Source organism: Brevibacterium rongguiense (genome assembly GCF_009857845.1).
Lineage (GTDB): Bacteria > Actinomycetota > Actinomycetes > Actinomycetales > Brevibacteriaceae > Brevibacterium > Brevibacterium rongguiense.
Window position 1 is genome coordinate 1 of record NZ_WWEQ01000077.1, and the last position, 11555, is coordinate 11555.

Genomic DNA, 11555 nt, shown 5'->3' on the forward strand with positions numbered 1-11555 from the left:
CAGCCGGCGGTGAGCGGCCGACCGAGCGCACGGCCGCCGCGCACACGGCCGGCACGGCCGCCCACACGGCGGCGACGACCGCCGCCGACGTCGCGCAGCCCCACCTGCCCGGCTTCCTCTCGCGCCCCGGCCTCAACGCCGCCGCGCGCCAGATGCTCCTGCTGCCCGTCTGGCTGCAGGCGCTGGCCGTCTACCTCGTCACCCGCATCCTCACGCTGGGGATCATGGGCGCGGTGGTCCGCACCCAGGTCGCCTCGCCCTGGACCACCGGCGCGACCACCTCGCTGAACGACTTCCTCAACTTCTGGGACGCGGGCTGGTACCAGCGCATCGCCGACGAGTGGTACCCCTCGCAGCTGCCGCTCACGGAGACCGGCGACGTCGCGCAGAACCAGTGGGCCTTCTACCCGCTGCACCCGCTGCTCGTGCGCGATGTGCAGTTCCTGCTGCCGCTGGACTACCGGGTCATCTCGCCCATCCTCTCGATGGTCTTCGCCGCGATCGCCGCGATCCTCATCCTCCACCTGTTCCGACTGCACTCGAGCCCGGGCCGCGCGCTGACGGGCCTGGCCTTCGTCTTCACGTTCCCGGCCTCGCCCGTCCTCATGACCGGCTATGCCGAGGCGCTCACGCTCATGCTGCTCGCGGCGGCGCTGCTGCTCGTCGTGCGGCGGCGCTACCTGCTCGCCCTGCCGATCGTCGTCCTGCTCGACCTCAGCCGGCCGATCGGCGTCGCGTTCTCGTTCTTCATGCTCGTCCACCTCATCGGCCGCATCCGGCGCCGGCGGACGGACCCGTATCCGCCCGCCGAGGTCGTGCGCTCGTGGGCGCTGGGCGTGGGCTCGTGCGCCGCCGCGCTCATCCAGCCCGCCTATGCGTGGATCGCGACGGGATCGCCCACCGCCTACACGGACACGGAGGCCGCCTGGACCGGCCACTCGAAGATCCTCCTCCAGTGGGTGGACCGCGCCGAGGGCCTCGTCGGCGGCTTCGGCATCCCCCTGCTCCTCGTCACGGTCGCGCTGTTCGTCGGCGCGATCCTCAGCCCGGCCGGCGCCGCGATGGGCCGCGTGTGCCGGCAGTTCACCCTGGCCTACGGCGTCTACCTGCTGCTGTTCTTCACGCCCCAGACCTCCACCCTGCGCCTCATGCTGCCCATGTTCCCCTTTGCGCTCATCCTCGCCCAGTCCCGGTCGTGGACGGCGCGATTCGCGATCCTCACCGCCTCGATCGTCTTTCAGATCGTCTGGGTCGCCTACCTGTGGAAGTTCACCCCGCCCGCGGACTTCCCGCCGTGAGCCGGCGCCCGCGGGGCGCAGCGCGCGGTGCTTCGCGGACCCCTCGGGCGGGCCGAAGTGTGATCGGGGCCGCGATGGTGGATAATTGAGCGGTACACATCGGCACACCGGAAGGAACGACGTTTCATGGCAGCTCAGAAACCGCGCACCGGCGACGGGCCCCTCGAGGTGACCAAGGAAGGTCGCGGACTGGTCCTCCGGCTCCCCGTCGAGGGCGGCGGGCGCCTCGTCATCGAGATCAGCCCGGACGAAGCCGGCGACCTGTACGACACGCTGGGCGCCGCGATCGGCAAGTGATGCCCCGCCGCGCGCGCAGCGCGCGGCCCGAGCCCGGTTCCCGCTGCGCGGGGGCCGGGCTCGGCGCCGTTGTGGGCCCCTGCCGCGGCGCTGGCCGCTACGGGCGGATGAGCGCGAGCAGCCCGGCATCGACGGGCGTGAGGACGCGCAGGCCGGCGGGGGCCGCGGTCTCGAGCTCGCGCAGCACCCCGCGCAGGGTGCGGGCGCGGGGGCTGCGATCGGCGGGGTTCGGGACCGCCCCGGCGGCGAGCACGTCGTTGACGACGAGCAGCCCTCCCGGGCTGAGCCGCTCGAGGGCGAGGGGGACGAGGCGGTCATAGCCTGCGGGCTCGGAGTCGAGGAAGACGCACTCGTAGGCGCGCGGGGCGAGCCGGGAGATCACCTGCTCGCCGCGCCCCGTGATCATCCGCACCCGGTGGGGCCGGTGGCCGGCGACCTGCGCGAGCTCGCGGGCGGCCGCCTGCCGATCGGGGTCGATGTCGATGCTCGTGAGGATCCCCGACGGCGGCATCGCGTCGAGCAGGGCCAGGGTCGACACCCCCGTGCCGGTGCCCACCTCGATCGCCGCGGTGGGCTTGGCCAGCGCCACGAGCATCCGCAGCAGGGCCGTCGACGTGGGAGGCAGCGGCGCGATCTGATAGTCCGCGGCGAGCGAACGGGCGGCATCCTCGACGGCCTCGGAGGCGTTGAAGCGGTCCGCGTACTGCGCGGCGGCGGCAAGGTCGCGGGCCAAGGAGCCTCCTTCGCACGGGGTCGGCGGGGCGGGGGTGCCCAGCCGGATCAGTCTACCGGCACCCCGGAGGTCCCCGCGGCGGCGCCGGGGGCACTGTCGCCCGCGCACTCACCCTCGGCCAGGCCGCGCACGCGCGCGGCCCAGCGCGCGCGCAGCTCGTCCTCGTCGGCCAGGCAGCGTGCCAGGTCGGCGCCCGCGGCCGTGTGGGGCAGCGCCTCGGCGTCCCAGTGGGCGCCCGCGCGGGCCAGCAGCTGCGGAGGCAGGGCGCCGGCGACGTTCGTCACGCGCCACCACGCCACGTTCGAGCCGTAGAGCGACATGACGCGGCCCACCGCCCGAGCGGACTCGCCGGTGATGCGCCCGATCATCGAGTACGGCGCCGCCCGCCCGGGCGGGACGCATTCGACGCAGCGCAGCACGCGCTCGACGCGCAGATCATCCACGGCGGGTGCCCGCCGGGGCGGCCCAGCGGCCGGCTGTCGGGGGAGTGGTCATGGCCGCGATTGTGGCACACCCGCAGGCGCCGGCACCGCGGAGCCGGGCACGGGCCTAGAATGGAATCCATGTTCCTCAACATCAACGGCACCGAGTTCCTCATACTCGTCGTCGTTGCGCTCGTGGTCATCGGCCCCAAGCGGATGCCCGAGTACGCGCAGAAGCTGCGCGACCTCGTCAAGATGCTGCGCGGCAAGGCCGAGGAGGCCAAGCGCAGCGTGCAGGAGGACTTCGGCGACGACTTCAAGGACGTCGACTGGCGCAAGCTCGACCCGCGCCAGTACGATCCCCGCCGGATCGTGCGCGAGGCCCTCGCCGAGGACGACGGCGCGCCCACCGCCTCGGGCTCCCATGCCTCCGGTGCGGGCTCCGCGGACGCGGGCTCGCCGAGCGCCGGAGCGCAGCGGGAGGAGCCCATCACCCCGGTCCAGCGCCACGCCCGGCAGGCGAAGCTGCGCGAGGCCGACCGCCCCGCCCCCTTCGATCCCGAGGCGACGTAGGCGCGCACGCCCACCGCCCATCGGCCGGCTACTCGGGGAGCAGGCCCAGGCGCATACCGGCCAGGCCCCGCCCGCGGGAGGCGAGCCGGCCGGCGATCGCGTCGAGCGCCCGCGCGGCCGGCGCCTCGGGGCTCGCGAGCACGGCGGGCACGCCGGCGTCGGAGCCCTCCCGCACGGGCGGGTCGAGCGGGATCCGGCCGAGCACGTCGATCGGCGCCTCGAGGATCTCGCTGAGGTTCGCCGCGACCCGGTCACCGCCGCCGGAGCCGAACACGTCCATCGTCGTGCCGTCCGGCAGCTCGAGCCACGACATGTTCTCGATGACCCCGGCGACCCGCTGCTCCGTCTGCTTGGAGATGGCCCCCGCGCGCTCGGCGACGGCGGCCGCGGCCTGCTGCGGGGTCGTGACGACGAGGAGCTCGGAGCCCGGCAGCAGCTGCGAGACGCTGATCGCGATGTCGCCGGTGCCCGGGGGCAGGTCGAGCAGGAGGATGTCGAGATCGCCCCAGAAGACGTCCGTGAGGAACTGCTGGAGGGCCCGGTGGAGCATCGGCCCGCGCCACACGATGGCCTGGCCCGGTTCGACGAACATGCCGATGCTCATGACCTTCACCCCGTGGCCCACCTGGGGCAGGATCATCTCGTCGACCTTCGTGGGCTGTCCCGCCAGGCCCATCATGCCCGGGATCGAGAAGCCGTAGATGTCCGCGTCGACGACGCCCACGCGCAGCCCGCGGCGGGCGAAGGCCGCCGCGAGGTTCGCGGTCACCGTCGACTTGCCCACCCCGCCCTTGCCCGAGGCCACCGCGTAGGCGCGCGTGAGCGAGTCCTTGCGGGCGAACGGGATCTCGCGCGCCCGGCCCGGCCCCTGGAGCCTCTCGCGCATCTGAGCGCGCTGCTCCGGCGTCATCGCGCCCAGGGACACCGAGACCCCGGTGACCCCGGGCACGCGGGTCACCGCGGCCTCGGTGTCGCGGGTGATCGTGTCCTTGAGCGGGCAGCCGGCCACCGTGAGCAGCACGGTGACGCTCACGTGGCCGTCGGCGGCGATGTCGATGGACTCGACCATGTCGAGCTCGACGATGCTGCGGCGGATCTCCGGGTCGATGACGCCCGCGAGAGCCTCGCGGACGGCGTCCTCGGTGGGGTGGGGCATGGGCCTCTCAGTGCTCCGGGGCGGGGCGAGCGGGGGCGCCGGCGGCTCCGGGCCGGCCGGACTGGGACCGGTCGCCCTGCGGCTGGTCGCCCGTGGACCCGCCGCCCTTGGCTTGGCCGGCCTGGGCCTGTGGGGTCTTGGCCTGGCCGGTCTTGAACTGTGCGGCCTTGGGCTGTGCGGCCTTGGGCTGTGCGGCCTTGGGGCCGTCCCCGGACGCGGGTGCGGCCTCCGGGTCCCGGGCGCGCGCCTCCTCCATCTCCTCGAGGAGGTCCTTGAGCTCCGAGCGGATGAAGTCGCGGGTGGCCATGTCGCGCATCGCGATGCGCAGGCTCGAGACCTCGCGCATGAGGTACTCGGTGTCGGCCAGGTGGCGCTCATCGCGGTGGCGGTCGTTCTCGAACTCCACCCGGTCGCGGTCGGCGGCGCGGTTGTCCGCCAGCAGCAGCAGGGGCGCCGCGTAGGAGGCCTGCAGCGACAGGATGAGCGTGAGCAGCGTGAAGTTGAGCGCGCGGGGGTCGAACTGCATGCTCTCCGGGGCCAGCGTGTTCCAGCCCAGCCACAGCGCGCAGATCACCGTCATCCAGGCGAGGAAGACGGGGGTGCCCATGAACCGGGCGATGGCCTCGGCGGCCGTGCCGAAGAAGTCGTTGGGCATGCCCATGACGGGCAGCCGCCGCTTGGACACGCGCGGGGTGTCCAGCGGCCCGGCGGCCTTCCTGTCCTTCTCAGCCATGGCGCACCTCCTCGGCCTCATCGGAGCGGTTCGAGCGCCAGTCCTCGGGCAGGAGCTCGTCGAGCACGTCGTCGACCGTGACGACGCCCACGAGGTGGTCGTTGTCGTCGACCACGGGCACCGAGACGAGGTTGTAGGCGGCCAGCGTCTTCGAGACCTCGGCGATCGTGGCGTCCGAGCCCAGCGGCTCGAATTCGTCGTCGATGATACTCCCGACCGCCTCCGTGGGCGGCACGCGCAGCAGGGCCTGGATGTGCACGACGCCCAGGTACTTCCCGGTGGGCGGCTCGAGGGGCTGGCGGCACACGAACACCGCCGCAGCCAGTGCGGTGGGCAGGTCCTCGCGCCGGACGTGGGCGAGCGCCTCGGCGACCGTCGTTTCCGGGGAGAGGATGACGGGCTCGGTGGTCATGAGGCCACCGGCGGTGTCCTCGTCGTAGGCGAGCAGTGTGCGGACGTCCTTCGCCTCGTCCGCGTCCATGGCCTGGAGCAGCTCCTCGGCGCGCTCGTCGTCGAGCTCGCCCAGGAGGTCCGCCGCGTCGTCGGGCTGCATCTCCTCGAGCACCTCGGCCGCGCGGTCCATCTCCAGGCCGGAGACGATCTCGATGCTCGTCTCCTCCGGCAGCTCCTCGAGCACGTCGGCCAGCCGCTCGGTGTTGAGCTCGCGGGCCACCTCGAGGCGGCGCTTGGGGCTCATCTCGCGCAGCACATCGGCGAGGTCGGCGGGCTTCGTGTCCTGGTAGGCGGCGATGAGCTGGGAGGCGTCCTGGTCGACGGTCGAGTCGACGGGGTGGTCGACATCCACCCAGTCCACCTGGCTGGACTCGCCGCGCTTGCGGAAGCCGAACGCCGTCTTGCCCGTGACGCGGCGCACGAAGAGGCGGCCCACCTCCCACTCGCGGTTGGGCTGCTGCTCGATCGCGACGTCTTCGATCGTGACCTCCGCGCCGGAGTCGCGCAGCACGACCTTGCGGCCCAGCAGGTCGTTCATCACGAGGGTCTCCGAGGAGCGCTGCTCGAACCGGCGCATGTTCACCAGGCCCGTGGTGATGACGGCGCCCGCATCGATGCTGGTCACACGGCCCATGGGGACGAAGACGCGGCGGCGGCCGGGGACCTCGACGACGAGGCCGATCGCCTTCGGGGGCAGCCGCATCGTGGCGCGGTAGACGATGACGACATCGCGCACGCGCCCCACCTGGTCGCCCAGCGGGTCGAAGACCGCTGTGGAGGCCAGGCGTGCGACGAAGACTCGGTCTGCAGTGCTCACCCGGACAGCCTACGCCAGCGCGGGGTGCGCCCGGCAGCGGTGTCCACGCCGTGACGGGCGCCTCACCGGGGCCCCATGGAGCGGACTTCTGCGGCCGAATTCTGCGGCCCTGACGTGGAGGTTTGCGACCGGGACCCGGGCGCCCGCCGCACCGCCGCGGTGGGCGCGGGCGCCCGCTGGGCGGGCCGTGCCGTGCCCGGCGGCTAGGCTGGGCCCATGCCCAAGCAGCCCATCACGGAAGTCCCCCGCGGGGAGACGATCGCCTCGTACTCGAAGCACGAGGAAGCGCGCGCCGCCGTCGCGCGGCTGGCCGAGCGCGACTTCGACGTCAGCGCGCTTACGATCGTCGGCTCCGACGTCGCGATCGTCGAGTCGATGGAGGGCCTGCGCAGCTGGGCTGCGGCGGCCGGCTCCGGCGCGCTGTCCGGGGCGTGGCTGGGCCTGTTCCTGGGCCTCATCATGGCGCTGCTGGGCGGGGACCAGTCGCTCACCTCCGGCGGACTGCTGCCCGCCCTGCTCATCGGCGTGGGCATCGGCATCATCTGGGGCCTGCTCATGCGCTGGCAGGCGGGCCGCCGGGGCTCCGTGGCCGGCCGGCCGCAGGTGCTCGCCGGGCGCTACGACATCGTGTGCGCCCCCGCCCGGGCCGCCGAGGCGCGGCTGCTGCTCGGCACGCACTGAGCGCACGCGCACCGAGGGCGCGCAGCGCTGGGCGCGCGCACCGGTCACGCGCACTCTTCTGGGCCGGCATGAGTTCGAGCAGGGCAGAGCCCGCACGCGCCGCGCTCACCTGGCGCGCATCCGCCGATGGCGGGCATCCACTGGACGAGCACCGGCTGAGTGCGGGTCCGCGGCGCGTCCGCCGCGTGCCGGGTCGGTCATGCCCGGCCGGGGCTCAGTCGACGGCGCGCCAGGCCCGCGCGAGCTCCGGGAACACCGAGGCCAGCGCCGGCGGACGCGGCGCAGCGGGGGAGTCGGCCCCCTCCGCTTCCCGGCGCGCTCGGTCCTCCCGGTGCCCGGCGCCGGCCGAGCCGCCGGGCTCGGGCCCGTCGTCCGCGCAGAGCACCGCGTCGACGATCGCCGCGCTCAGGGCATCGGCGGCGGCGATGTTGAGCAGCGCCAGCGCCTCGCCCGCGGCCGGCCCGGCCGGCAGGGGCTGCGAGCCCAGCGCGAGGGCGAACACCGTGTCGCCGTCGAAGAGCGTGTGCGAGGGCCACACGGCCCGCGCGATGCCGGCGTGCGCGGAGGCGGCAAGGCGAGTGGCCTGGGCGTCGGTGAGAGCCGCGTCCGTGACGAGGCAGGCGATCGTGGTGTTGAGCGGTCCCGCGGTCGCTGGCGGCGCGCTCGACCGCCCAGCCCCGGGCGGTGCAGCCCCGCCCGCCGTGGCGGCAGGGGCCCCGGGTGCGGCGCCCGCGCCGGTGAGCAGCTCGCGCACCGCGCGGGGATCGACCCGCGGCAGCTCGACCCCGTAGCCGGCGAGCGCGGAGGCTGCGTGGAGCCCGCCATCGGCGCCGAGCACCGTGCCCATGGGATTGGCCACGACGAGGGCTGCGACCGTGTGGCCGGCCGGGGTCGTCACGGCCGCCTGGCCCAGGCCCCCGCGGCTGACCCCGCGCCCGGTCCAGGCGCCCAGGCCGGGGCCCGCACTGCCGCGCACCGGTTGGCGCCCGCCCGCGGGCTCGAGGGCATCGTCAAGCGCCGCGCGGCCCTCGGCCTCACCGGGCGGATGGGGCGCGCCGTCGGCCCGGCCCAGGTCGAAGATCGCCGCGGCGGGCACGATCGGCACGCGCAGCCCGGCGCCGGAGGGGCAGCCGATGCCCTGCTCGGCCAGACCCGCCTGCACACCGCCGGCCGCGGCCAGTCCGAACGCAGAGCCTCCCGTGAGGACCACCGCGTCCGCCCCGTACTCGAGCGTGCCGGGGGCCAGGATCGCAGTCTCACGGCTGGCGGGCCCACCGCCGCGCACATCGACGCCGGCGGCGGTGCCCGGCGGGGGCAGGACGACGGCGACCCCGGTCAGCGCCTCGACACTGCCCCACAGGCCCAGCCGCACACCGGGGACGGCTCCCAGCCCGGCGCCCCGGGCCAGGCGGCCCTGCGGCGGCAGTGGCATCAGGCCCGCGCCGCAGCCGAGCCTGCGGCCGTGGAACCCGCGCGCCCGGCCCCGCGCACCCACGCCTCGACCTCGGCGCGGGTGCGCGGGAAGGCGGCGGAGAGGTTCTCCACCCCGTCGGGGGTGACGAGGACGTCGTCCTCGATGCGCACGCCGATCCCGCGGAACTCCGCCGGGATGAGGAGGTCCGCGGCCTTGAAGTACAGTCCGGGCTCGATCGTGAAGACCATGCCGGGCTCCAGGCGCGCGCCCAGGTACATGTCCGCGCGGGCCTGCGCGCAGTCGTGCACATCGAGGCCCAGGTGGTGGCTGGTGCCGTGGACCATCCAGCGCCGGTGCTGCTGGCCCTCGGGGCTCAGCGCCTGCTCTGCGGTGACCGGCAGCAGGCCGAACTCCTCGAGCCGGTGGGCGAGGACCTCCATCGCCGCATCGTGCACCTCGGCGAAGATCACCGGGCGCGTGGCGTGCTCGGCGGCGCGGGCGAACGCGGCATCGGCCGCCTCGAGCACGGCATCGTAGACCTTCGCCTGCACGGGCGTGAACGTGCCGTCGACCGGCAGGGTGCGGGTGACATCGGCCGTGTAGAGCGAGTCCGCCTCCGCGCCCGCGTCGACGAGGACGAGGTCGCCCGGGCTCACCCGCCCGGTGTTCTTGATCCAGTGCAGGGTGCACGCGTGGTCGCCGGCCGCGGCGATCGTGTCGTAGCCGACCCCGTTGCCCGCCGTGCGCGCGGCGGTCTCGAACGCCGTCTCGATGACCCGCTCGCCGCGCTCGTCCGCCAGCGCGGCCGGCAGCGCGGCCACGACGCGGTCGAAGCCCTCGCGGGTGATGGCCACGGCCTCGCGCAGCGCGTCGACCTCGTGGCTGTCCTTGATGAGGCGCAGCTCGGAGAGGAACTCCGCGAGCTCGTCATCGCCGGCCCGCGCGGCCTCGAGGTCGGCCTGGACCTGTGCGCGCGCCTCGTCGACCTGGGTCTGGACGGCCTCGTCGGCCGCGCGGACGAGGCGCACGGAGATCGAGCCGAGGTCCTTCGCGATGGCCTCGGGCGCCTCGGCGCTGTCGCGGCAGGCGATGCCGGTGCGCACGGACATCGTGCGCAGGTCATCGCGCGGGCCCACCCAGTACTCGCCGTAGCGCGAATCGGAGAAGAACTCCTCCGTGTCGAAGCCGGCGCGCGGGCGGAAGTAGAAGGTCGCCTCGTGGCCGTCGTCGGTGGGCTCCATGACGAGCACCGAGTCCGGCTCCGAGTCCGTCTCCAGGCCGGTGAGGTGGATGAACGCGGAGTGCGCGCGGAACCGGTAGTCCGTGTCGTTCGAGCGGACCTTGAGCGGGCCCGCGGGCACGACGATGCGCTCGCCGGGGAAGCGCGCGGACACGGCGGCGCGGCGGGCGGGCGTGAAGGCCGCCGCGGCCAGCGGCTCGGCCTCCTGTGCCGAGGTGTCCCAGCCCGCCGCCACGAAGTCGCGGAACGCGGCCGAGGCGGGCCGGCGGGAGCGGTTGTTCACGCGCTCATCCAGCTCGGGCTCGCCGGCGGCCGGGGGAGCGGCGGCACTGGGGTCGATGGGCTCGGGCGTCGCGGGGGTCTCTGGGTTGGACATGGTGTCAGTCTAGGACCCGGGAGTGACACGGGAGCGGGCCACGGGAGCGGGCCACGGCGCGGGGAGCGGCGCCGGCCGCGAGCCGCCTGGCTAGACTCGGCGCATGACGATCGATGCCCACACCCATTCGCGGCGCTCGGACGGCACGCAGGCGCCGGCGGAGCTGATCGCCGATGCGGCGGCCTCCGGGATCGCGGTGCTGGGGCTCACGGACCACGACACGGTCAGCGGCTGGGACGAGTCCGCCCGCGCGGCCCGCGAGCACGGCGTGGGGCTGCTGCGCGGCATGGAGGTCTCGTGCCGCTGGGAAGGCATCAGCGTCCATCTCCTGTCCTACCTCCACGATCCGCGGGGGGCGGAGCTCACCGCGACGGCCGACGCCGCGCGCGAGGCCCGGCTGCGGCGCACCCGCACGATGGCCGAGCGGCTGGCCGAGGACTTCCCGATCACGTGGGAGGGCGTGCGCGCCCAGGCGGGCGACGGCGCGACGATCGGGCGCCCGCACCTGGCGGACGCGCTCGTGGCCGCCGGCGTCGTGCCCGACCGCTCGGCGGCGTTCGCGCAGATCCTCTCCGGCGCCTCGAAGTACTACGTCTCGCTGCCCACGATCTCCCCGGTCGACGCCATCCGCATGGTCCGCGAGGCGGGCGGCGTCTCCGTCTTCGCCCATCCCATGGCCGCCAGCCGCGGGCGCGTGGTGCCCCGGGAGGGCTTCGCGCAGATGATCGCAGCCGGACTCGACGGACTCGAGGTCGACCACCGGGACAACCCGCCCGAGGCGCGGGAACGGCTGCGCGCGATCGCAGCCGACAACGGGCTCCTCACCACGGGCTCGAGCGACTACCACGGGGCGGGCAAGCCCAACCGGCTGGGCGAGCACTCCACGGCGCCCGAGCAGCTCGCCGCGCTCGTCGAGCGGGCGTCGGGCAGCGACTTCCTGCCGGGCTGAGGCGCTGCCCTGGTGCCGGGCCGAGGCGCTGAGCTGGGGTCAGGCTGAGGGCTGCCCAACTGCGCCATGTCCCCACAAGACACGGGCCCCCGAAAGACACGCGCCCCCGAAAGACACGCGCCGCCAGGATGCAGGCCCCGCACAGCGCAGCCCACCTACGATGCACGGCCCTCCCACGACGCGGCTACCCCCCCATGGCACAGCCCTCCCATGAGCCGTTCACCGCCCATGGCACAGCCCGTCCATGACGCGGCCGGTTCACGACACAGGGGCGCGCACTCCGCTGAGTGCGCGCCCCTGGGTGCGTTCGGTGCCCCGGGCTCAGCCCTGGTCGGACCCGGCCTGGGCCGAGCCACCCTGCTCGCCGCCGCCCTGGCCGGCCCCGCGGCCGCGGCCGCCCCGGCGGCGGCGCC

At 74.7% G+C, this 11555-nt stretch carries 12 protein-coding genes; 5 read left to right on the top strand and 7 right to left on the bottom strand.

The features are described from left to right. The coding region (locus tag GSY69_RS12610) for a hypothetical protein (protein ID WP_160954195.1) at positions 1 to 1298 on the top strand (1298 nt) is incomplete at its 5' end. 126 nt (positions 1299 to 1424) lie between these two features. After that, positions 1425 to 1595, top strand: a complete 171-nt coding sequence (locus tag GSY69_RS12615) for a DUF3117 domain-containing protein (protein WP_160954196.1) — start codon at positions 1425 to 1427, stop codon at positions 1593 to 1595. 97 nt (positions 1596 to 1692) lie between these two features. Here the strand turns inward: GSY69_RS12615 and GSY69_RS12620 are convergent, their stop codons facing one another. Next, a complete protein-coding gene (locus GSY69_RS12620) occupies positions 1693 to 2328 on the bottom strand; it encodes an O-methyltransferase (protein ID WP_160954197.1) in 636 nt (211 codons plus the stop codon). Positions 2329 to 2375: 47 nt separating this feature from the next. Next, a complete protein-coding gene (locus GSY69_RS12625) occupies positions 2376 to 2771 on the bottom strand; it encodes an MGMT family protein (protein WP_160954198.1) in 396 nt (131 codons plus the stop codon). 120 nt (positions 2772 to 2891) lie between these two features. Between GSY69_RS12625 and GSY69_RS12630 the strand changes: the two genes are divergently transcribed. Next, positions 2892 to 3323, top strand: coding sequence for a twin-arginine translocase TatA/TatE family subunit (locus GSY69_RS12630; RefSeq protein WP_235936543.1), 432 nt, complete (start codon positions 2892 to 2894; stop codon positions 3321 to 3323). 28 nt (positions 3324 to 3351) lie between these two features. Here GSY69_RS12630 and GSY69_RS12635 read toward each other — a convergent pair whose 3' ends face one another. The 3 genes from GSY69_RS12635 to GSY69_RS12645 are packed head-to-tail and all read right to left on the bottom strand — an operon-like array spanning position 3352 to position 6482. Then, positions 3352 to 4479 (bottom strand): Mrp/NBP35 family ATP-binding protein, encoded by a 1128-nt coding sequence (locus tag GSY69_RS12635; protein ID WP_160954200.1) that lies wholly within the window; start codon positions 4477 to 4479, stop codon positions 3352 to 3354. Between the two features lie 7 nt (positions 4480 to 4486). Beyond that, positions 4487 to 5212 (bottom strand): DUF1003 domain-containing protein, encoded by a 726-nt coding sequence (locus GSY69_RS12640; RefSeq protein WP_235936544.1) that lies wholly within the window; start codon positions 5210 to 5212, stop codon positions 4487 to 4489. Then, a complete protein-coding gene (locus tag GSY69_RS12645; protein ID WP_160954201.1) occupies positions 5205 to 6482 on the bottom strand; it encodes a magnesium transporter MgtE N-terminal domain-containing protein in 1278 nt (425 codons plus the stop codon). Before GSY69_RS12645 ends, GSY69_RS12640 begins: the two co-directional genes overlap by 8 nt. Before the next feature lie 216 nt (positions 6483 to 6698). Here GSY69_RS12645 and GSY69_RS12650 point away from each other — a divergent pair, with 216 nt between their 5' ends. Next, positions 6699 to 7163 (top strand): general stress protein, encoded by a 465-nt coding sequence (locus GSY69_RS12650; protein ID WP_160954202.1) that lies wholly within the window; start codon positions 6699 to 6701, stop codon positions 7161 to 7163. A gap of 214 nt (positions 7164 to 7377) precedes the next feature. Here GSY69_RS12650 and GSY69_RS12655 read toward each other — a convergent pair whose 3' ends face one another. After that, positions 7378 to 8595, bottom strand: a complete 1218-nt coding sequence (locus tag GSY69_RS12655) for a P1 family peptidase (RefSeq protein WP_160954203.1) — start codon at positions 8593 to 8595, stop codon at positions 7378 to 7380. After that, positions 8595 to 10193, bottom strand: coding sequence for an aminopeptidase P family protein (locus tag GSY69_RS12660; RefSeq protein ID WP_160954204.1), 1599 nt, complete (start codon positions 10191 to 10193; stop codon positions 8595 to 8597). Before GSY69_RS12660 ends, GSY69_RS12655 begins: the two co-directional genes overlap by 1 nt. Before the next feature lie 103 nt (positions 10194 to 10296). On the opposite strand from GSY69_RS12660, the gene GSY69_RS12665 reads away from it, so the two are divergent. Next, positions 10297 to 11142, top strand: coding sequence for a PHP domain-containing protein (locus GSY69_RS12665; protein ID WP_160954205.1), 846 nt, complete (start codon positions 10297 to 10299; stop codon positions 11140 to 11142). Positions 11143 to 11555: the final 413 nt, after the last annotated feature.